The following is a 20,686-nucleotide window of genomic DNA, read 5'->3' on the forward strand; positions in this document are numbered from 1 at the left end:
GGCGACTGCGCCGCGTTGTGCGCATACGCATTTCACCATTGATATGGACCGCTACTCATGATGCAAAGATCTATGGAACTTAAGACACCGAACGACACGGCAGGCCAACGGCGGTACTCGGCACTTCGGCGCAGCAGTGCGTGGATGGCTTCGCGGCTCGGTGCGCTTGTCTGTATGGCCTGCGTTGCCGCGCTGGCTGCCTGCACGACCTCGCCACAGGCCAGCCGGCCGTCTGCCCAGGTGGTGTCGGAGCTTGCACCGTCCGGTACGATGCGCGCCGCAATCAACGTCGGCAACCCGGTGTTGGCCACAATGAATACCGCCACCGGCCAACCCGAGGGCATCTCGGTCGATCTGGCGCGCGAGCTGGCCAAGCGTTTGGGCGTACCGGTTAGCTTCGTCATCTACAACGCGGCCGGTAAGGTCACGGCAGGAGTCCAGGCACAGCAGTGGGACGTTGGATTCGTCGGCATCGATCCCGAGCGGGCAGAGTATATGGACTACACGCCGCCGTACGTGATTATCCAGGGCGTCTATATGGTGCCTCAGGATTCGAAGATCAACACCAACGCCGATGTGGACCGGGCCGGCGTGCGCATCGCTATCAGCGGTGGCAGTGTCTACGATCTGTATCTCTCGCGACGCATCAAGAACGCACAGCTTGTGCGGGCGCCGGCTCCGTCACTGGTGACCGACATGATGCTCACGCAGCACTATGAAGTCGCGGCAGGCGTCAAACAGCGGCTCGCGGCGGACGTCGCACGTCTGCCAGGACTGCGTCTGCTGGACGGGAATTTCATGGTGATCCGCCAGGCCATGGCCACGCCCCGCAACCGGCCCGAGGCGACGCGCTATCTCACGCAATTCGTCGAGGAAATGAAGTCCTCCGGTTTCGTGGCGGCGTCCTTGCAGCGGCATCATGTCGATAGCGCAGAAGTAGCGCCCGCAGAAACCGCGCCGCAATAAAAAAGCTAAAAACACCAGGAGACACAATGACAGCGTGGTACCGCAGCATGACTCGCCCGCAACGGCAAACGTTCTGGGGATGTCTGATGGGTTGGGCGCTGGACGCCATGGATGTCCAATTATTTGCCTTCGTGATTCCGACGTTGATCACGGTGTGGGGCATGACCAAATCGCAGGCGGGTATCGTCGGCACAGCGGCCCTGATCACGTCGGCCGTCGGCGGCGTGATTGCAGGACTGTTGGCCGACCGCATCGGCCGGGTGCGGGTGCTGCAGATCACCATCGTATGGTTCGCCGTGTTTACCGGCTTGTCGGCTTTCACAAACTCCTTCCATCAGTTGCTGCTGACGAGAAGTCTGCAAGGGCTGGGATTCGGCGGCGAATGGGCGGCGGGCGCGGTATTGATCGGCGAAGCGGTCGACAAGCGCATTCGCGGACGTGCAGTCGGCACGGTGCAGGCGGGTTGGCCCATCGGGTATGCGTTGGCTGCGCTCGCCTATTTCATCATCTTCAGCCTGTTGCCTGCTGAAATGGCGTGGCGTTGGCTGTTTCTTGTCGGCGTACTGCCGGCCCTCTCCGTGGTCTGGATGCGCCGTAATGTACCGGAGTCCGAAGCGTTTAAGGCGACTGCTGACGTGCGCGAGAAAACCAGCATCTTCACCAATCTCAGCCTGATGTTTTCGCGCAATATGATTGGCCGCACCTTGACCGCTTCGATGCTGGCTGCTGGAGCGCTAGGTGGGAACTATACGATCCTAACCTGGCTGGTGACGTACCTGAGGCAAACGCACAGCATGTCGGTGGGCAACACCACGACCTACCTCGCGATCAATATCCTCGGCTCGTTTTGCGGCTATGTCGGTGCGGCCTATCTGAGCGATCTGCTCGGACGCCGCAGGACGTTCGTGCTGTCCGCACTCGGCGCCACGCTGGCGATTCTCAGCTACACCTACCTGCCTGTCGTGGGCCTGACCATGCTGCTCGTGGGCTTTCTGGTCGGCATGTTCCAGTCCGGCATCGTCTCCGGCATGGGCGCCTGCTTTTCCGAACTGTTTCCCGCGCAGATTCGCGCTAGCGCGGGGGGCTTCTCCTATAACTTTGGCCGCGCGTCCGGGTCACTGGTGCCGGCCGCGGTCGGCATCACCAGTGCCGGATACGGTCTGGGCGCTTCGATAGGCGCCTGGGCCGCCGCCGCGTACGCGGTGGTTTTTATCGCCGCGCTGGCCATGCCCGAAACCCGCAACAAGGAGCTTGAATTACATGTCTGACTTGACTCCGCAGCCTGGCCGAACCGGTGGTCGCATCCTGGTCGACGCGCTGGTCCTCAATGGTGTGGACAGCGTTTATTGTGTGCCTGGCGAGAGCTATCTGCCGGTACTCGATGCCCTGCGCGATGCGACTGCAATCCGCACCTACGTGGCCCGTCACGAAGGGGCCGCTGCCAATATGGCCGATGCCTATGGCAAATTGACGGGCCGTCCGGGCATCTGTTTTGTGACACGCGGGCCAGGCGCGACGCATGCCAGCATCGGGGTGCACACCGCCAGCCAGGATTCGACGCCGATGATTCTGTTTGTCGGGCAAGTCGAACGCGGCTTTCTGGGGCGCGAGGCCTTCCAGGAGGTGGACTATCGGCGCATGTTCGGCGGCATCGCAAAGTGGGTGACGGAGATTGAAGACCTGGCGCGCATTCCCGAAGTACTGGCACGCGCTTTCAGTGTCGCGATGTCGGGACGGCCAGGCCCGGTGGTGATCGCGCTACCCGAAGATATCCTGTTCGGTTCAGGGGTAGTGGGTGATGCCCATCCCTCGCAGGCGGTCCAGGCCGCGCCCACCGCCGAAGACATGGACGCCTTGCAGACGCTGCTCAGCGAAGCGCGTCAGCCGCTGGTGGTGGTAGGCGGATCCGGCTGGGACGAGCAGGCCTGCGCGCACTTGCTGGGCTTTGCGCGGCGCTACGGATTGCCCGTGGCGGCCTCGTTCAGACGTCAGGATCTGCTCGATAATCGTACGGACAACTACGTAGGGCAGATCGGACTCGGGATTTCGCCGCAACTGGCTGAACGCGTCAAGGCGGCCGACCTGCTGATCGCCGTCGGCACGCGCCTGAGCGAAGTCAGTTCCGGCGGCTATACGCTGGTGCAAAGCCCTGTGCCGAAGCAAAAGCTGGTTCACGTCCATGCCGATGCAAACGAACTGGGCCGGGTGTATCAGGCACGGCTGGCCATCAATGCCGGCATGCGCCACTTTGCGAAGGCGCTAGACGCGTTGCCCGGTGTCGACGTGAACTGGTCCGCGTGGACTCAGGCCGCACGGGACGCTTACCTCGCGCACTCGACGCCGCAACCGCCACACCCCGACCACAGCGGTGTGGATCTGGCGCAGGTAGTGGCCCATCTGAACGACGTGTTGCCTGACGATGCTTTGGTCAGCAACGGTGCGGGCAACTACACCGTGTGGGTTCATCGCTTCTATCGCTATCGCCGGCATGCAACGGAACTGGCGCCGACTAGCGGTGCGATGGGTTACGGGTTGCCTGCGGCGGTCGCCGCCAAGCTGAAGCACCCGCAACGTCAGGTAGTGTGCTTTGCCGGCGACGGTTGCTTCATGATGTATCCGCAAGAACTCGCGACAGCGGTACAGTACGGCGCGGCTGTTATCGTGATCGTGGTGAATAACGGCATGCTCGGAACAATCCGTATGCATCAGGAGCGTGAGTATCCTGGACGAATCTCCAGCACCAGCTTGCAGAATCCCGGATTCGTCGCGCTGGCTCACGCGTTTGGGGCCTTCGGTGAAGTGGTCGAGCGTACAGAGGATTTTCCCGCGGCTTTCGCTCGGGCGCAGGCGGCCGGTATTCCCGCTTTGCTCGAGTTGCGTACCGATCCACGACAGATCACACCTGCGCTGCGACTTGAATGACGGCTATAGCGACGGGCGATGCGGCGGCGGCGAGCCGCTGTGCCGCCCGTTGTGCGATACACGTCTAGCCAGTTTTTGCCAGGCCTCGTTCAGCGTGGGCACACCGTGTTCATCATCGCATCGGCAACCGAGTGCGGCGTTACGCTACGGAAGTCGTTTGGATCGCCGGGGTTTGAATCCACCTGGTTACCGTCTGCACCGTAAGACACGACCTGGCCGATGGCAGTCGTCTTGTCGGCGCAGTTGAAGATCCAGTGCGAGACCTGCCTGGTGAGCGGGACGCTGTACCCAGGGCGTACGGCAGGCTGCGCGTAAGTGGCGGAAACCCACGTGGCAGTGATTTTGCCCTTATGCGTGATCGACTCGGTGTCGTACCTGAGCGTAGTATCGTTGTTCCATTGAAATACCTTCCAGTTCTCCGCCAATGCCGTCATCGACATGGACAGCAGCGCGGCGCAGATTACCCCTTTCTTGAGCATTTTCGGTCCTACTTTAAGAGGAGCATCAGTGTAGATCGGACAGATTTCGATTGCATCTTGAGCTTGATTACCCTGCGTTACGTGATTTAACGAGCCATGAGGCGCGCTGCGGGCCTGTGCGCCGAGCGTGGTCCGGATCATTGGATGTAATCGAGCGGTCGCACGACGACGTCAAAGCTGGCCTTGTCGCGAAGCACCGACAACCGCACCGACTTCAGTTCACCGGAAGAGATCTTCCGCCTCGTAGCATTCACCAGATCCTGCGACACCGGATTCCCGTCGATCGCTGTGATCTGGTCGCCCTTCCTGAGTCCAGCCTCCCACGCGGGCGAATCCTTGTAAATCGCTCCGACCACGGCGTCGCCGGTCGAATCGACTTCCACTCTCATACCGGTTTGAACGTTTTTCGACGCAGAGGGCGCCGCCGTCGCGTCGGGAACGACCCACGCCTTGCGATCCTGATAGTCGAACGTCAAAGCTGACGTCATGAACAAAGCGTCACCGAGATCGCCAGCGGTCTCTGTGTCGCTTACCAGCCCCACGTTCAAAGTAGGGAACAGCGCGACAGGTTTCGGTACGGTTAGCTGACCGACCTCGATTGATGCGAGCCGGCCCAGAAATACAGGCGATCCCTTGCCGGACGCACCATGGATCGACCCGCCATCATACCTGCGGCTCGGCATCTGTCCCGCATGAAACAAAGCAAATGGCACGTTGACAACCACTGCCGTATTCAACCCGGTATCGATCCAGAATTGAGCGGGTATGCCATTGATCTGACCCGTCGTCACCGGCAAGGTGTGGTCCAGCATAAAGGGAATGCTAAACCGCGCGTCATCGGCAGCGCCCAGGTTTGGGTGAAGTGCGAGCGTCAGCGAATGGTGTGGATAGTCGAAGGTGGTCACGAACCGGTCCAATAGCTCGGTGCCGATAACGCCATCCAGCGGCCTGGGTCCGCCGCTGGCGCCGCCGCCCAAATCAGCCTCCTTCCCATACAAGCCACTTATGCGGGCATCGCCAAGACGAAACTCCGGCAGCTTCACAATACGCTCAACAAAAGCATTTCCATCGATGTCGGTGTCGCTCCCTTCTCCTAAGGCTTTTAGACCGAGTTGGGCGATGGTATTCGAGGATAACTGCAGCGTAGCACCTGTATCGACCATGAAGTTGAACGGCCCCTTGCCGTCGAGGAACACGTCGGCGTAAAGCTGGCCTTCGATCCGCATCGGCACGGTTGTAGTGGTTGCCGAGTCGATTCCGTAGTCGGTCAAGCGGGTTTGAGGTTTTGTAGAAAGGGCGGCCACGTCAGACGGCGGGACTGCCCGGCGTACCCGCTTCGTATGCAACACCCAACGCGTGCCGTCACGATCGACGAATGTCTGCTCAAGGGGGATCCCGTGCGACGTGCCGCTCCCATACGCTGCGTATGATGTAGTCGCCACAGCCGGTTCGTCACGGCGCGTCCATTTGAGCGGCAAATGCGACTCGCGCGAAACCCATACCTTCGTGACCTTGCCGCCTTGAGGCACGACCTCGAGAATGTCCGCCACGTCTGCGCCTTGCGATTCCTCGCCAACGTATCGCACTTCGGCAGGCCAGCATGCATTGGCAAGGCCGCCGCTTGCCCAGTAGATCTCGCTCGCGAGGCCGGCGCGGAAGCCTGGGAAATCGGCGTCGCGTATCGTCGCATTTCCGTCCCGAACCCAGGCACCCGTTTTGGTGACGCCGATGGAAAAATCGAGGAGCCCCAGGTTCGTCGTTTTGATGATGCCGGTTTGCATACCGGGATCCGTCGCGATCAGGAAGCGTCCTTTCAGCCCACCGGATTCGATATCGCCCTCGTCAATACGCGCTGCGCAACCTGTGGTGTGATTGACGGAAGACGCATCCCGCAGTTGGGCGACAACGGAAGCGGCACGATCGGCGGGCGTGTCGGTTGGCGCAGCGGCAACCGCCTGGCTAAGGACGGTGGCCATCAAGGCGGCGACTCCGATTAAACCCGTGAAACGCAGAACCTCGCAGTAAGGATGCTCTAGTCGTCTATTCATGGACCAATAACAAAAGGGCGGTTTAAAAATGATCGCTTGCGGAATCCAGGCAACCGCCATCGTAACTGAACCAATATACCTGGATCACAAATCAATCTGCTCTTCCTGCCACACCACCAGTCAATTTTCTCTACTTTTTATTAGTAATCCATACAAATTGCAATAGCTCTTCGGATACCATGCCACCGCTACCGGTCACCATGGGTCAAAGCCTTCTGAATCCGGAGCGGCTTTGACTTTATCACCGAGGTGTTCCATCACTGAAGGTCGAAGCCAGGTGATCGATAAACGAACGCACAGCGGGTGGCAAGCCTCGGCGCGTTGTAAAAACCAGATGAATGATGCCGACCGGAGTCGTCCAATGCGGAAATACGTGGACAAGCTTTCCGTCATCAAGTGCGTCACGGCAGGCATGGTCAGGCAATAGCGCCACGCCAAGTCCCGCAACGGCGGCATCGCGCAACGCGGCGAAGTCCACACAGGTCATACGGGGTTGATGTCGAAGCGCAAAGGACTCATCGCTCGGACCACGAAACTCCCACACAATTTCCCCCATCTGGTCCGTGGTTGCGAGCGTTGCCACCTCGTTCAGGATCGCAATGTCGCCGCCCCCGCATAGCGAGGCCACTTTCGGCGCGGCAACCAGGATACGCGAGGAATAGCCGAGCGTGCGCATGATCAGCGACGCATCCGAGTCGAGCTTCACACGCACACGAATCGCAACGTCGATCCTTTCTTCGATCAGGTCGACTGCACGGTCCGCTGCCACCACCTGTAGCGTGGCCTTTGGGAAACGCGACAGAAACGATGCGAATGCCGTCGATAGCACTTCCACCAGTCCTAGCGGGCAGCTGCATCGCACGACGCCTTGCGGCTCGCCCAATGCCTCCGAAGCGACCGCGTCGGCCTGCTGCACGTCGAGCATGATGGTCCGGCAGCGCTCGTAGAACGCCTGTCCAACATCGGTCACCCTGAACCGACGGGTCGAACGCTCGATCAACCTTACCCCAAGCCGTTGCTCTAACACGGCGATGCGCCTGCTGACCGTGGACTTGGGCGTGCGCAGAACGCGACTGGCCGCAGCAAACCCGCCATGCGTGACCACCTCCGCGAAAAGCACGTAGTCGTTGACGTCTTTCATGCTTATTGACCCATTTTTGGAACAATCATGTCCATTTTAACCGCCTACCGCTATCTTTGTCCCACCGGCATGATGTTTCCAACGCAGCGAGCTGTTCGCTGGAACTCAAGGAGAACTGAAATGACTGGCAAATTTGATAGCAAGGTCGTGGTTGTAACCGGCGGCACCAGTGGCATTGGCCTCGCGACAGCCACCCGATTCGCGGCCGAAGGGGCTTCGGTTTTTATCACCGGCCGACGCCAGCAGGAACTGGATGCCGCGACCAGAAAGATTGGTGGCCGCGTGACCGGTGTGCGTGCCGATATGTCGAAGCTTGCAGACATCGATCGTCTGTACGACGCGGTTCAGCAAAAGCATTCTCATATCGATGTGCTCTTCACTAACGCGGGCGGCGGTTCGATGCTGCCGCTTGGATCGATCACCGAAGAGCACTACGACGACACCTTCGGACGCAACGTGAAGGCGGTTGTCTTCACGGTCCAGAAGGCGCTTCCGCTGCTTCGGGATGGAGCGTCCATTATTTTGGCGGGATCCGTTACGGGATCGACCGGGACAGCCGCTTTCAGCATCTACAGTGCATCGAAGGCCGCCGTGCGCAATCTCGCTCGCAGCTGGACGCTCGATCTCAAGGATCGCGGTATCCGTGTCAACGTGGTGAGCCCGGGGCCGATCAAGACGCCGGGGCTTGTCGAACTTGCGGGCAGTGACCCAGCGCAGCAACAGGGGCTTCTTGATCACATGGCGGCACAGGTGCCTCTCGGTCGCGTTGGCAACCCTGAGGAAATCGCCAACGCGGTACTCTTCCTTGCCTCGGATGAAGCGAGTTTCATCGCTGGCGCTGAATTCTTTGTTGACGGGGGCATGGCTCAGGTTTGAGTGGAATGGAGACCGCGGGGGCGCTTTTTGAAAGCGAACTCGCGGTCCGGACATGAGTTCTGCAGGCCTCCCCCTGTAGTCATCTCCCCCACGATTTACTTGACATCTAAAATATCGAGGACTAAATTACATTCCAGATTGCAACTGGAGCATCAGCATGCGCATCGTCTGTATTGGAGGAGGACCGGCCGGCCTGTACTTCGGGCTGTTGATGAAGGGCCGCAACCCGGCGCATGAGGTCACGGTCATTGAACGCAACCGGCCCTACGACACGTTCGGCTGGGGCGTGGTGTTCTCAGACCAGACGCTCGGCAACCTCCGCGCAGCGGACGCACCCAGCGCGGACGCCATACTCGACGCCTTCAATCACTGGGACGACATCGAGATCAATTTCCGCGGCGAAAAGATCCGCTCGTCCGGCCATGGCTTTTGCGGCATCGGCCGCAAGCGCCTGTTGAATATCCTGCAAGCGCGGTGCGAAACACTCGGCGTCAAACTCGTGTTCGAAACCCAGGTAACGGACGACGCTGCTTACGAGGCCGATCTGATCATCGCCTGCGACGGCGCGAACAGCGCCATTCGTCAGAAGTATGCCGCGACCTACCAGCCCGACATCGACATGCGCGACTGTCGCTTCGTCTGGCTAGGCACGAAAAAACTTTTCGAAGCATTCACGTTCGCTTTCGAAGAAACCGAATGGGGCTGGTTTCAGGCCCATGCCTATCGGTTCGACGATCAGACCTCCACGTTCATCGTCGAAACACCGGAGCGCGTCTGGCGTGCTGCCGGCCTCGACGAGATGAGCAAGGAAGACAGCATCGCCTTCTGCGAGAAGCTGTTCGCCAAGTATCTGGACGGCAATGCGTTGCTCTCGAACGCCGCGCATCTGCGCGGCTCATCGCAATGGATTCGCTTTCCACGCGTGGTCAATCGGGAATGGGTGCACTGGCGCAGCAATGCCAACGGCACCCCGGACACACCGGTCGTGCTGATGGGCGACGCCGCTCACACGGCCCACTTTTCAATCGGCTCGGGCACCAAACTCGCGCTGGAAGATTCGATTGAACTCGCCAACAGCATCGACGCGCATCCCGGCGATCTGGCCGCCGCGCTCAAGCACTACACCGAAGTGCGCAGCGTCGGCGTGCTGCGCATTCAAAACGCGGCACGTAATTCGACGGAGTGGTTCGAGCACGTCGACCGCTATACCGCGTTCGAACCGGAGCAGTTCGCGTATTCGCTGCTGACGCGCTCACAGCGCATCTCGCATGAAAATCTGCGTGAGCGCGATGCGGGCTACGTGTCCGGGTTCGAAGACTGGCTTGCATCACGCTCCGGTATAGAACGCGCGCCGGCAAAACACTCCGTCCCGCCAATGTTCACACCGTTCAAGCTGCGCGGCGTGACGCTCAAGAACCGTGTGGTGGTCTCGCCGATGGCGCAGTATTCCGCCGTCGACGGTATCGCCGGCGACTATCACCTCATGCATCTGGCCGCGCGCGCCATGGGTGGCGCCGCACTCGTGATGACGGAAATGACCTGCGTGTCGCCTGAGGCACGCATTACGCCAGGATGCCCCGGCATGTACGCGCCGGAACATCTCGCCGCGTGGAAGCGCATCGTTGAACTCGTACATCAGCAGTCGGATGCGAAGATCGGCATACAGCTAGGGCATGCAGGCGCCAAAGCATCGACACGTGTGAGTTGGGAAGGCATCGATCAGCCGCTGCCCGACGGCAACTGGTCTCTCGTGTCGGCTTCGCCGCAACAGTATCTGCGCGGCGTCAGCCAATGGTCGCGCGAAGCAAGCCTCGACGATCTGCGCGAAATCGAAGCGCAATTCGTCCGCTCAACGGAAATGGCTGCGGAAGCGGACTTCGACTGGCTCGAACTGCACTGCGCCCACGGCTATTTCCTATCGAGCTTCCTCTCTCCGCTAACCAACCAGCGTAGCGACGAATACGGCGGCTCGCTGCAGAACCGCCTGCGTTATCCGTTGGAAGTGTTCGCTGCGATCCGCAAGGTCTGGCCGCAAGACAAACCTATCTCCGTACGCATTTCCGCTCACGACTGGGTAGACGGCGGCACCACGCCGGACGACGCGGTAGAAATCGCCCGCGCTTTCAAGGCAGCAGGCGCGGACATGATCGACGTATCTTCAGGCCAGGTTAGCAAAGAAGAAAAGCCCGTCTACGGCCGCATGTTCCAGACGCCGTTCGCCGACCGCATCCGCAACGAAGCCGGTATTGCGACAATCGCCGTCGGTGCGATCTCCGAAGCGGATCACGTGAACAGCATCATCGCCGCCGGCCGCGCGGATCTGTGCGCGGTAGCAAGGCCGCATCTGGCGAATCCTTCGTGGACGCTCAACGAAGCTGCAAAAATCGGCTATTTCGATGTGATGTGGCCCAAGCAATACACGGCAGCGAAGTCGCAACTCGAACGCAATCTCGAGCGCGAGCGCGCTCAGGCCGCGGCAAACGCAGGCCTCTCGCCGCAAGAACGCGCACAACGCGCAGAAGGAACGGTGTGAACACAGAACTCTCCGGACTGGCCGGAAAACACGCGGTCGTAACCGGCGGCGGAAGCGGCATCGGCGCTGCCACCGCTGCGGCGCTGGTGCGCGCCGGGGCGCGCGTCACGTTGATGGGCCGCGACGCCGCGCGTCTAGCCACGCAACGGGACGCGTTAATTGCGATAAGCCCAAGCGGTGCAGCAGACGAACTCGCGTGTATCACGCTGGACGTGGCGCAGGAAGGCGCCGTCATTGCCGCATTCGAGCAAGCCGGTCCTGTAGACATCCTGATCAATAACGCGGGCCAGGCGCAGGCCTCCCCGTTCACACAGACCGACATGGCGCTCTGGCAGCGCATGCTGGACGTCAATCTCACCGGCGTATTCCTCTGCACGCGCGCGGTACTACCGGGCATGCTCGAGAGCGGCTATGGCCGCATCGTCAATATCGCCAGCACTGCTGGGCAGATCGGCTATGCCTACGTCGCCGCTTATTGCGCGGCAAAGCATGGTGTGATCGGGCTGACGCGTTCGCTCGCACTCGAAGTCGCAACCAAGGGCATCACCGTCAACGCAGTCTGCCCCGGCTACACCGAGACCGAACTGCTGCGCGCTTCGCTCGACCAGATCACCAGCAAGACGTCACGTAGCGAGAAAGAAGCACGCAGCATCCTGTTGCGCAATAACCCGCAACAACGCTTTGTCGCACCGGACGAAGTCGCCAACGCCGCCCTGTGGCTATGCATGCCGGGCTCGGCAGCGATAACCGGCCAATCCATTTCCGTCTCCGGGGGAGAAGTCACATGATCCGTGCAGCTGGCGCTAAAAAGGCGGCATCCGCAGAAGCAAAGCCGGCGGTGCGCAAAGGCGTCGCGAAGCCTGCGGAAAACGTCGTCGACATGGAAATGAGCACGGGCGTCGACAGCCATATGGGCCTGCGTCTATGGCTGCGCATGCTCACCACGACCAACCTCGTGCAAGCCGAACTACGTAAACGCCTGCGCAGCGAATTCGACACCACGCTGCCCCGCTTCGATCTGATGGCCCAACTCGAACGTCATCCGGAAGGCCTGAAGATGACCGAGCTCTCGCGCCGGTTGATGGTCACAGGCGGCAACGTCACCGGCATTACCGATCAGCTCGAACAGGAAGGCCTCGTGGTACGCGATGCGGATCCAAACGATCGCCGCTCGATCAGCGTGCGCCTGACACCTGAAGGCCGCAAGCTGTTCGACCGCATGGCCGTGGCACATGAACAATGGGTCGTCGAAATGTTCGGCGGCCTTAGCCTCGATGAGAAGTCGCGCACGCATCAGCGTCTGGGCAAGCTCAAGAAACATCTGCTCGACAACCTCAAGGGTTGAGCGGCACCGAACTGGAGGAGATATCCATGACACGATCCCACGTCGACGCATTGCTAGACGGCAATCGCGTAACGCTGGCGGGCTACGAAGCCAAACACTTCGGCTGGTCGGTGAACGCGAAGGTCGCGACCATCACGTTGAACCGTCCCGAACGCAAGAACCCGTTGACCTTCGAATCGTATGCCGAGTTGCGCGACCTGTTTCGCCAGCTTGCATACGCAACCGATGTGAAGGCCGTCGTGATTCACGGCGCGGGCGGCAACTTCTGCTCGGGCGGCGACGTGCACGACATCATCGCGCCGCTGATCGATCTGTCGATGCCGGAGTTGCTGCTCTTCACGCGTATGACCGGCGATCTCGTGAAGGCGATGCGCCACTGCCCGCAACCTGTGATCGCCGCCGTCGACGGCGTCTGCGCGGGTGCAGGGGCCATTCTCGCGATGGCATCCGATATGCGTCTCGGCACCGCGCGTAGCAAGCTCGCGTTCCTGTTTTCGCGTGTGGGTCTGGCCGGCTGCGATATGGGTGCGTGCTCGATCCTGCCGCGCATCATCGGTCAGGGACGCGCGTCGGAATTGCTGTTCACCGGCCGCTCGGCAAGCGGTGACGAAGGCTACGCCTGGGGCTTCTATAACCGTCTGTGCGAACCCGATGCGCTGCTCGACGAAGCCGCCAACCTCGCCGCCGAGCTCGTCGCCGGGCCGACTTTCGCGCACGGCATCACCAAGAAGATGCTGCACCAGGAATGGAGCATGAGCATCGACGAAGCGATCGAATCCGAGGCGCAAGCGCAGGCCATCTGCATGAGCACGCATGATTTCGAACGTGCTTACCGCGCGTTCGCGGCAAAGACGCGTCCTGTGTTCGAAGGAGACTGAATTGAGCTCTTCCGGCAAGACCGATCTCCATAGCGCGCTGGCGTGGCCATTCTTCGAAGACCGTCATCGCGAACTCGCGGCTGGCATCGAAGCGTGGTGCAGCGAGCATCTCGCTGACGCGGAACATGGCGGCGATGTCGACGCAACCTGCCGTCGTCTCGTGCGCCAACTGGGTGCTGCGGGCTGGCTGAAATACGGCGTCGGCGGCACTGCATATGGTGGGCACGGCGACACCATCGACACCCGCGCCGTCTGCCTGTTGCGCGAAACGCTTGCCAGGCATTCTGGTCTCGCCGACTTCGCGCTCGCCATGCAAGGACTTGGCTCCGGCGCGATCTCGCTCGGTGGCACGCACGAACAGAAGCAGCGATATTTGCCGCGGGTCGCGAACGGCACGGCCATTGCCGCATTCGCGCTGTCGGAGCCGGAAGCAGGCTCGGACGTCGCAGCCATGGCTTTGTCCGCGCGAGAAGATGGCGACGCCTATGTACTCGACGGCGACAAGACGTGGATTTCCAACGGTGGAATCGCCGACTTCTATGTGGTGTTTGCCAGAACCGGCGAGGCGCCTGGCGCACGCGGCATCAGCGCGTTTATTGTCGATGCCGATACGCCGGGCCTTGAAATCGCCGAGCGCATCGACGTGATCGCACCGCATCCGCTCGCGCGTTTGCATTTTGCCGGCGCACGCGTGCCGCGCAGCCAGATGCTGGGCGAACCCGGCGAAGGTTTCAAACTGGCCATGCGCACGCTCGATATTTTCCGCACCTCGGTAGCAGCGGCATCGCTCGGCTTTGCGCGCCATGCCATGGCCGAGGGTCTCACGCGTGCAGCCTCGCGCAAAATGTTCGGCCAGACGCTCGGCGATTTTCAGCTGACCCAGGCGAAGCTCGCGCAGATGGCGCTGACCATCGACAGCAGCGCCCTGCTCGTCTATCGCGCAGCCTGGTTGCGTGACCAGGGCGAAAGCGTCACACGCGAAGCCGCAATGGCAAAGTGGCACGCCAGCGAAGGCGCGCAGCAAGTGATCGACGCAGCGGTTCAGCTGTGGGGCGGTATGGGTGTGCAAAGCGGCACCGCTGTCGAAATGCTCTATCGCGAGATTCGCGCTTTACGCATCTACGAAGGCGCAACCGAAGTGCAGCAGCTGATCGTGGGCCGTGACCTGCTGAAGGCACACGCTGCCGCCCAGCAGGACAGCAAGAGCAAGCCATGAGCGCCACGTTCGACATGCCCGTACGCATCCGTTTCGCGCATTGCGATCCGGCCGGCATCGTGTTCTTTCCGCAATATCTCGTGCTGACGAATGCACTGGTGGAAGATTGGTTCACCGAGCGCCTGAAAATCGACTACGCGCATATGATCGGCCAGCGCCGCATCGGCTTGCCGATCGTCAAGCTTGATTGCGAGTTTTCGCGGCCCAGCCGCATGGGCGAGACAGTCACGCTCACGTTGACAGTGAGCTCAATCGGCCGCCGTTCGATCCGGATCGGCATTGTTGGCCATTGCCATGACGAAGTGCGCTTCCGCGCACATCAGGTGCTGGTAACCACTTCGCTCGAGACCGGCCAGTCCATCGATATTCCCGACGACATCGCGAGCGCTCTCGCGTCCTTCGCTCCACCGCCTGCCCTCATCGACGAGCCACGCTCATGAAAAAACCCCTTCTCCCCGCCGGCTGGGTCAAACCGCGCGGCTACGCAAACGGCGTCGCGGCCGTCGGGACGCAAGTCTTCATCGCCGGGCAGATCGGCTGGGATGCCGAGGCGCGCTTCACGTCAAACGACTTCGCGGCTCAGGCTATTCAAGCCTTGCGTAACATCGTCGCCGTGCTCAACGAGGCCGGTGGCAAGCCGGAACACCTGGTGCGCCTGACCTGGTATGTGACCGACAAGCGCGAGTACCTTGCGGCGCTGAAGGACATCGGCCGCGCGTTTCGCGAGCTGATCGGCGATTACGACATCGCCATGAGCGCGGTGCAGGTCGTCGCGCTGATCGAAGACGAAGCCAAGGTCGAAATCGAAGCCACTGCAGTGATCCCCCACGAAGCCAGCTAACCGTCCGGGAGAACCTCATGGAACCGTCAGCTCACGTCGATACCTTTGCCCGCGATCATCTGCCGCCGCAGGATCAGTGGCCAGTGTTTCTGCTCGACAATCCCGACATCGCCTACCCGGCGCGTTTTAACTGCGCGACTGAGTTGCTTGACCGCACGATCGAGGCTGGACACGGCGAGCGTCCCGCGATCTGGTCGGACATGAATGGCGTGCCTCATGCGACCACCTATCGCGAACTGCTTACGCTGGTGAATCGCAGCGCACATGTGCTGGTCGATGAGATGGGGCTGCAACCGGGCAACCGCGTCTTGCTGCGCGGGCCGAATACCTTGCAGATGGCAGTCGCCGCGTTGGCCGCGCTCAAGGCGGGACTTGTGCTGGTGCCTACGATGCCGCTGCTGCGTGTCAAGGAACTCAAGCAGATCATCGATAAGGCGCAGATCAGTGCCGCCTTGTGCGACACACGTCTGAACGAGGAACTCGAGCGTTGCCGTAATCCACAAGACGAGTATTTTTGTCCGGATCTGCAGCAGATCCGCCTGTTCCATGACGATGCTCCGGACTCCCTGGAAACACTTGCCGCGAGCAAACCAGAATACTTCAGCGCCTGCGATACCGCAAGCGACGACGTCTGCCTGATCGCCTTCACCAGCGGCACAACAGGCTTACCCAAAGGCTGCATGCACTTTCATCGCGACGTCCTGATGATGTGCGACCTGTTCCCGCGCCACGTACTCAAGCCCACCGCCAGCGACGTGTTCTGCGGCACGCCCCCACTGGCCTTCACGTTCGGACTCGGTGGTCTGCTGTGCTTCCCGCTTCGGGTCGGCGCTTCTACGGTGCTGATCGAGAAGCTCACACCGGAGACGTTGCTGCATACCGTCGAACGCTTTCGCGCCACGATCATGTTCACGGCGCCGACCTTCTATCGGCAGATGGCGCCGTTGATACCGCGCTTCGATATCTCGAGCCTCGAGAAGACCGTTTCCGCTGGCGAAGCGCTGCCCGACTCGACGCGGCGGCTATGGCGCGAGGCAAGCGGCATTGAAATGATCGATGGTATCGGCGGGACCGAGTTGATCCATATTTTCATTTCAGCCGCGGGCGCGGAGACCCGGGCACATGCAATCGGACGCGCCGTCCCCGGATATGTCGTGCAAGCCGTCGACGATGCCATGCGGCCCGTGCCACCCGGCACCATCGGAAAGCTTGCCGTGCGCGGACCGACCGGTTGCCGCTATCTGGCCGACGAACGGCAAGCGAAGTTCGTGCGCGACGGCTGGAACCTGCCTGGCGACTCTGTCTATCTGGACGCCGACGGTTACGTGTTCTACCAGGCACGCGCCGACGATATGATCGTCTCCGCCGGCTATAACATCTCCGGTCCGGAAGTGGAAAGCGTGCTGCTGCAACACGATGCGGTGGCGGAATGCGGCGTAATCGGTGCACCGGACGAAACGCGTGGCCAGGTCGTCAAAGCGTTTATCGTCCTCAATCCCGGCTATACCGGAGACGACAATCTGGTCGCGCAATTGCAGGATTTCGTGAAGAATAGCGTTGCGCCGTACAAATATCCGCGCCTGATTACTTTCGTCGATTCACTGCCGCGCACCGAAACGGGCAAGCTCAAACGGTTCGCCCTGCGCACCCTGTAATACGATGTAGCCTCACGTTCTTCCTTCCGCAACCGTGTTGCATGGGACCGATGTAGCGCGCTGAAGCGCGAACTCTGGTCAACAGGAGACAGGCATGTCCGCGTCATTCATCGAAGTCACCGCCCACGATGGCGGCCGTTTCAACGCTTACGTAGCACGCCCCGCGCAAGGCTCGGGGCCAGGACTCGTGCTGCTGCAGGAAATCTTCGGCATCAACGACTTTATGAAGTCGATGGCCGACCGCTTTGCCGAAGAGGGCTACGTGGTGCTGGTGCCCGACCTGTTCTGGCGGATCCAGCCAGGCGTCGTGCTCGGCTACGGCGATGCCGATATGCAAACCGCGCTCGGTTACCTGCAACGCTTCGACATTGACCGCGCGATAGGCGACATCGAAGCAACCATCGGCGCGTTACGCGCGCTGCCGGAGCAGGCAGGCAAGGTCGGCACAATCGGCTACTGTCTGGGCGGCAAGCTCGCCATGCTAAGCGCAGCCCGTACCGACGTGGACTGCGCAGTCAGTTATTACGGCGCCGGGCTCGAAGCCTATCTGGACGAAGTGCCCGCCATCCGATGTCCGATGGTGTTTCACTTCCCTGAACAGGATGCGCACTGCCCGCCCGAGGTTCGCGAGCGCATCGGCAGCGCGCTGAAGACCCGGCCACAGATCGAGCAATACGTCTACGCGGGATGCGATCACGCCTTCGCCAATCCCTCACGCAAGAGCTACGACAAGCCCGCCACGATGATGGCGTACTCGCGCACCCTCACGCTTCTGCGCAAGGTGCTGGGGCCGGTGTACGACCTGAATACGCTGTGGGAACAGCACTGCTACTACGAGTTCGCCACGCGCGACGTGGACGCGGTCATGCCGACCATGGTTGCACAACCGTACGTCAATCACGTTCCGACGATGACGGGCGGCGTAGGCCACGACAACCTCAAGCGCTTTTACACGCATCACTTCGTTCATTCGAACCCTGAGGATACGAAGCTGATTCCGATATCACGGACGATCGGCGCGGACCGCATCGTCGACGAATTCGTTTTCAGCTGCACGCATACATGCGAGATCGACTGGCTGCTGCCGGGTGTCGCGCCCACCGGCAAGTATTTCGAAGTGCCGATGCTGGCTGTGGTGTGCTTCCGCGGCGACAAGCTGTACAACGAGCATATCTACTGGGATCAGGCGTCGGTACTCGTGCAGGTGGGGCTGATCGATCCGGCAGGGCTGCCGGTGGCGGGTATCGAGAGCGCGCGCAAGCTGCTTGATGAGACGTTGCCGTCGAATCAGCTCATGGGCGCGAAGGCAAAGGCGTAAGGGGCCTAGCGCGCAAAAGCAGCGCGCTCAATCCACCAACCCGACCTCAAGCGTGCGCTGATCGATCCGCCCATGATCGTCGATCGCCCGCACGCTGTAACTACCCGCCGTGCGCGGTTGCCAGTAAAGCGCCGTGCCCGGATCGCTACGGCCCACATACGCGTCGTTGACGAACCAGTACAGCGCATGCGCATCGGCATCCGTGGTGGCATTGAAGGCGATACGCTCCTGGCCAAGCTGTTTCAGACGCATCGCATAGACACTGCCACGCACGGGTGAAGTGATCTGCGGCGGATCGCCATCCGGCGTGCCCGCATTACGGCACTCCGGATTTTGCGGTGGCTTGCGGCGCGGGATACCTGCTTGCGCAAAAACCTGCTGCAGATCGGACGGCCAGAATTCATACACTTCTTCGTGCGTGCGCTTGCCCGTATAAGGCGGGCACGCCGGCAGACCGCTCGCATCATCGATCACCACCGGACGATGCACATTGCTCACGCGGATCGGCGACTTGCCTGGAATAAACCACGTCCAACCCTTCTCTGGACACCATTGATTCGGCAGCTCGCCGCTGGCAAGGCAGATCTGCACGCGTTTGACGTTACCCGGCCTGGGCCGGAATGGCTCGGCAAGCTGCGGACGTTCGGCTTCAAGCCCATCGACGATCTGGAAAAACAGCGGCGCAGCTGCATCCACGCCAACGAATGCCTGATTGCTCGTGCTGTCGAAATTGCCCACCCACACGATCAGCACATAAGGACCAAATACGCCTGCGGTCCACGCATCGCGAAACGCCCATGACGTGCCAGTCTTCCAGTACACCGGCAGATGCGATGGCTGCGCCCCGGTGGTTTCATCCGGCCGGAGATGCTGACGCAGCATATCCATGACCATGAAGCTCGCCTCGTCGCTCAGCATGCGCGTACCCGGTACCTGAGGATCGCTGGCGAGCAGGCGCAGCGGTTTCAGTTCGCCGCGATTGGCGAGCATCGCATAGAGGCCGGCCAGATCCTGCATGGTCACCTCGCCACCGCCGAGTACCAGCGCGAGCCCGTAGTGCTGCTCGCTCGCCAGATGTCCGATGCCGGCCTGCTGCAGGAACTGATACAGATCAGGCTGATGCAATTGCGACGCCACCCAAACCGCCGGAATATTGCGGCTGCGGTTCAGTGCATCGGTTGCGGTAATCGGCCCGAGGAAATGGCCGTCGAAATTCTCCGGCGTGTACGGGCCGAACGAGGTCGGCACGTCGCGCAGCACGGTCTGCGGATGCAGCACGCCCTGGTCGAAACCGAGTGCATAGATAAACGGTTTAAGCGTCGACCCCGGCGAGCGCCGCGCCAACGTTCCGTTCACCTGACCTTGTATCGAGCGGTTGAAATAATCAGCCGAACCAACCATCGCCTTGATGCCCATGTCGCGCGTATCCACCAGCATGGCGGACGCGTTGCGAATCCCGATCCCGTTGTTACGTGCAACGTAGCGGGTAATCTGCCGCTCGAGGATGTGCTGCAGATCCAGGTCGATCGTCGTCCGCAGACGCGATTCGTGATCTTCGCCGTCGATCTGTCGCGCCGCCAGCAGTTGCTCCACTGCATGCGGCGCCTCGAACGGCAGGCGCGACAACGGCCGGATATTCAATGGCAACGCAAACAGCGGTTTGAGCGAAGCATCCTGCGGATGGCCCGCCAGCCAACGCGCGTACAGGCGGTTGCGTGAAGTCGTGAGCTGCGGATTGATCACGCCATCGGCACCCGCCGGCCCTCGCGTCGGCACGCGCGGCAAACGGCGCGCCGGATCCTGCGGGATCACCGCCAGCGTCAATGCTTCCGGCAAGCTCAACGCGCCCACCGACTTGTTGAAATACGCGATGCTGGCCGCACCGGCCCCCTCGACGTTCCGGCCATACGGCGCATCGTTCAGATACGCCTCGAGAATCTGCTGCTTCGAATAGAACAGCTCGAGCTGGATCGCGCGCCCCACCTGCTTCAGCTTGCCCCATGGCGTGCGCGTATTCAGTTGCCATAGCGAGCGCGCCAGTTGCATGGTGATGGTCGAACCACCCTGCGGGTTGCCGTGCCGCACGTAGGTCACCCACGCGCCGCGCGCGAGGCCGTACGGATTGAAACCGGGATGCCAGCGATACCAGCGGTCTTCGTGCAACAGCACTGCGTCAACCAGTTGCGGCGACATATCCTTGAGCGGCACCCACAGGCGATAACGATCGTCGCTCGCCAGCGTCAAACGCAACAGGCGGCCGTGATCGTCGTAGAAGGCAGTGGAGGACGGTTTCCATCCCTGCAGCGAAGGATGCGGCCAGAGACGGCAACCCGCCAGCACGCCCACGACGAGCAGCGCGCCGACCAGCCAGTTCTGCCAGCGGTGCAGCCAGCGGCCACACGCATGCAGCAAGGAACGAAGTAAAGACACGATGATGAGATTCGCAGAAAGCTGGAACAGCGTCGCTT

At 61.2% G+C, this 20,686-nt stretch carries 17 protein-coding genes; 13 read left to right on the plus strand and 4 right to left on the minus strand.

All coding sequences use genetic code 11. From position 1 onward, the window contains the following. Positions 1–72 precede the first annotated feature (72 nt). Genes P3T20_RS15320 through P3T20_RS15330 form a run of 3 tightly spaced genes read left to right on the plus strand, consistent with a single transcriptional unit; the run spans position 73 to position 3,888 of the window. Complete coding sequence (locus P3T20_RS15320; protein WP_429287218.1) at positions 73–966, plus strand: ABC transporter substrate-binding protein; 894 nt, start codon at positions 73–75, stop codon at positions 964–966. Between the two features lie 26 nt (positions 967–992). Beyond that, the gene (locus P3T20_RS15325) at positions 993–2,234 is read left to right on the plus strand and encodes an MFS transporter (RefSeq protein ID WP_429287219.1); all 1,242 of its coding nucleotides are present in this window, start codon (positions 993–995) and stop codon (positions 2,232–2,234) included. After that, positions 2,227–3,888: a thiamine pyrophosphate-binding protein gene (locus P3T20_RS15330; RefSeq protein WP_429287220.1), complete on the plus strand. Its 1,662-nt coding sequence runs from the start codon at positions 2,227–2,229 to the stop codon at positions 3,886–3,888. The genes P3T20_RS15325 and P3T20_RS15330 overlap by 8 nt, the downstream gene beginning before the upstream one ends. 89 nt (positions 3,889–3,977) lie before the next feature. Here P3T20_RS15330 and P3T20_RS15335 read toward each other — a convergent pair whose 3' ends face one another. The 3 genes from P3T20_RS15335 to P3T20_RS15345 all read right to left on the minus strand — a co-directional run bounded on the left by P3T20_RS15335 (position 3,978) and on the right by P3T20_RS15345 (position 7,556). Next, positions 3,978–4,367: a surface-adhesin E family protein gene (locus tag P3T20_RS15335; RefSeq protein WP_074267183.1), complete on the minus strand. Its 390-nt coding sequence runs from the start codon at positions 4,365–4,367 to the stop codon at positions 3,978–3,980. Between the two features lie 137 nt (positions 4,368–4,504). Beyond that, the gene (locus P3T20_RS15340) at positions 4,505–6,475 is read right to left on the minus strand and encodes an aspartyl protease family protein (protein WP_429287221.1); all 1,971 of its coding nucleotides are present in this window, start codon (positions 6,473–6,475) and stop codon (positions 4,505–4,507) included. 181 nt (positions 6,476–6,656) lie between these two features. Continuing rightward, positions 6,657–7,556, minus strand: a complete 900-nt coding sequence (locus P3T20_RS15345) for a LysR family transcriptional regulator (RefSeq protein ID WP_429287222.1) — start codon at positions 7,554–7,556, stop codon at positions 6,657–6,659. A gap of 120 nt (positions 7,557–7,676) precedes the next feature. Here P3T20_RS15345 and P3T20_RS15350 point away from each other — a divergent pair, with 120 nt between their 5' ends. The 10 genes from P3T20_RS15350 to P3T20_RS15395 all read left to right on the plus strand — a co-directional run bounded on the left by P3T20_RS15350 (position 7,677) and on the right by P3T20_RS15395 (position 18,218). After that, positions 7,677–8,432 (plus strand): SDR family oxidoreductase, encoded by a 756-nt coding sequence (locus P3T20_RS15350; RefSeq protein WP_429287446.1) that lies wholly within the window; start codon positions 7,677–7,679, stop codon positions 8,430–8,432. A gap of 157 nt (positions 8,433–8,589) precedes the next feature. Then, entirely contained in the window at positions 8,590–10,965 is a 2,376-nt protein-coding gene (locus P3T20_RS15355) for a bifunctional salicylyl-CoA 5-hydroxylase/oxidoreductase (RefSeq protein ID WP_429287223.1), read from the plus strand. Beyond that, a complete protein-coding gene (locus P3T20_RS15360) occupies positions 10,962–11,753 on the plus strand; it encodes an SDR family NAD(P)-dependent oxidoreductase (RefSeq protein ID WP_429287224.1) in 792 nt (263 codons plus the stop codon). The genes P3T20_RS15355 and P3T20_RS15360 overlap by 4 nt, the downstream gene beginning before the upstream one ends. Next, positions 11,750–12,310 carry a MarR family winged helix-turn-helix transcriptional regulator gene (locus P3T20_RS15365; protein WP_429287225.1) on the plus strand — a complete coding sequence of 187 codons (561 nt, stop codon included), beginning with the start codon at positions 11,750–11,752 and terminating at the stop codon, positions 12,308–12,310. Before P3T20_RS15360 ends, P3T20_RS15365 begins: the two co-directional genes overlap by 4 nt. Before the next feature lie 26 nt (positions 12,311–12,336). Then, on the plus strand, positions 12,337–13,188 hold the full coding sequence (locus P3T20_RS15370) for an enoyl-CoA hydratase family protein (protein WP_429287226.1): 852 nt from the start codon (positions 12,337–12,339) through the stop codon (positions 13,186–13,188). Between the two features lies 1 nt (position 13,189). Next, complete coding sequence (locus tag P3T20_RS15375; RefSeq protein ID WP_429287227.1) at positions 13,190–14,404, plus strand: acyl-CoA dehydrogenase family protein; 1,215 nt, start codon at positions 13,190–13,192, stop codon at positions 14,402–14,404. Further along, entirely contained in the window at positions 14,401–14,844 is a 444-nt protein-coding gene (locus P3T20_RS15380; RefSeq protein WP_429287228.1) for an acyl-CoA thioesterase, read from the plus strand. Before P3T20_RS15375 ends, P3T20_RS15380 begins: the two co-directional genes overlap by 4 nt. Next, the gene (locus tag P3T20_RS15385) at positions 14,841–15,245 is read left to right on the plus strand and encodes a RidA family protein (protein WP_429287229.1); all 405 of its coding nucleotides are present in this window, start codon (positions 14,841–14,843) and stop codon (positions 15,243–15,245) included. The genes P3T20_RS15380 and P3T20_RS15385 overlap by 4 nt, the downstream gene beginning before the upstream one ends. 17 nt (positions 15,246–15,262) lie before the next feature. Continuing rightward, the gene (locus P3T20_RS15390) at positions 15,263–16,900 is read left to right on the plus strand and encodes an AMP-binding protein (RefSeq protein ID WP_429287230.1); all 1,638 of its coding nucleotides are present in this window, start codon (positions 15,263–15,265) and stop codon (positions 16,898–16,900) included. Positions 16,901–16,994: 94 nt separating this feature from the next. Continuing rightward, entirely contained in the window at positions 16,995–18,218 is a 1,224-nt protein-coding gene (locus P3T20_RS15395; RefSeq protein ID WP_429287231.1) for a dienelactone hydrolase family protein, read from the plus strand. Positions 18,219–18,245: 27 nt separating this feature from the next. Here P3T20_RS15395 and pbpC read toward each other — a convergent pair whose 3' ends face one another. Beyond that, positions 18,246–20,648 carry a penicillin-binding protein 1C gene (pbpC, locus tag P3T20_RS15400; RefSeq protein ID WP_429287232.1) on the minus strand — a complete coding sequence of 801 codons (2,403 nt, stop codon included), beginning with the start codon at positions 20,646–20,648 and terminating at the stop codon, positions 18,246–18,248. Between the last annotated feature and the right edge of the window lie 38 nt (positions 20,649–20,686).

Source organism: Paraburkholderia sp. GAS206C (genome assembly GCF_050435645.1).
GTDB classification, from domain to species: Bacteria; Pseudomonadota; Gammaproteobacteria; order Burkholderiales; family Burkholderiaceae; genus Paraburkholderia; species Paraburkholderia phenazinium_B.

What these genes read in the sequence shown, in the direction of transcription:
- P3T20_RS15325 (WP_429287219.1), top strand. Translation starts at nt 993, where the DNA reads ATGACAGCGTGGTACCGCAGCATGACTCGCCCGCAACGGCAAACGTTC.
- P3T20_RS15345 (WP_429287222.1), bottom strand. Translation starts at nt 7,556, where the DNA reads ATGAAAGACGTCAACGACTACGTGCTTTTCGCGGAGGTGGTCACGCAT.
- P3T20_RS15335 (WP_074267183.1), bottom strand. Translation starts at nt 4,367, where the DNA reads ATGCTCAAGAAAGGGGTAATCTGCGCCGCGCTGCTGTCCATGTCGATG.
- P3T20_RS15380 (WP_429287228.1), top strand. Translation starts at nt 14,401, where the DNA reads ATGAGCGCCACGTTCGACATGCCCGTACGCATCCGTTTCGCGCATTGC.
- P3T20_RS15385 (WP_429287229.1), top strand. Translation starts at nt 14,841, where the DNA reads ATGAAAAAACCCCTTCTCCCCGCCGGCTGGGTCAAACCGCGCGGCTAC.
- P3T20_RS15395 (WP_429287231.1), top strand. Translation starts at nt 16,995, where the DNA reads ATGTCCGCGTCATTCATCGAAGTCACCGCCCACGATGGCGGCCGTTTC.
- P3T20_RS15390 (WP_429287230.1), top strand. Translation starts at nt 15,263, where the DNA reads ATGGAACCGTCAGCTCACGTCGATACCTTTGCCCGCGATCATCTGCCG.
- P3T20_RS15320 (WP_429287218.1), top strand. Translation starts at nt 73, where the DNA reads ATGGAACTTAAGACACCGAACGACACGGCAGGCCAACGGCGGTACTCG.
- P3T20_RS15340 (WP_429287221.1), bottom strand. Translation starts at nt 6,475, where the DNA reads ATGGCGGTTGCCTGGATTCCGCAAGCGATCATTTTTAAACCGCCCTTT.
- P3T20_RS15355 (WP_429287223.1), top strand. Translation starts at nt 8,590, where the DNA reads ATGCGCATCGTCTGTATTGGAGGAGGACCGGCCGGCCTGTACTTCGGG.
- P3T20_RS15350 (WP_429287446.1), top strand. Translation starts at nt 7,677, where the DNA reads ATGACTGGCAAATTTGATAGCAAGGTCGTGGTTGTAACCGGCGGCACC.
- P3T20_RS15365 (WP_429287225.1), top strand. Translation starts at nt 11,750, where the DNA reads ATGATCCGTGCAGCTGGCGCTAAAAAGGCGGCATCCGCAGAAGCAAAG.
- P3T20_RS15330 (WP_429287220.1), top strand. Translation starts at nt 2,227, where the DNA reads ATGTCTGACTTGACTCCGCAGCCTGGCCGAACCGGTGGTCGCATCCTG.
- P3T20_RS15370 (WP_429287226.1), top strand. Translation starts at nt 12,337, where the DNA reads ATGACACGATCCCACGTCGACGCATTGCTAGACGGCAATCGCGTAACG.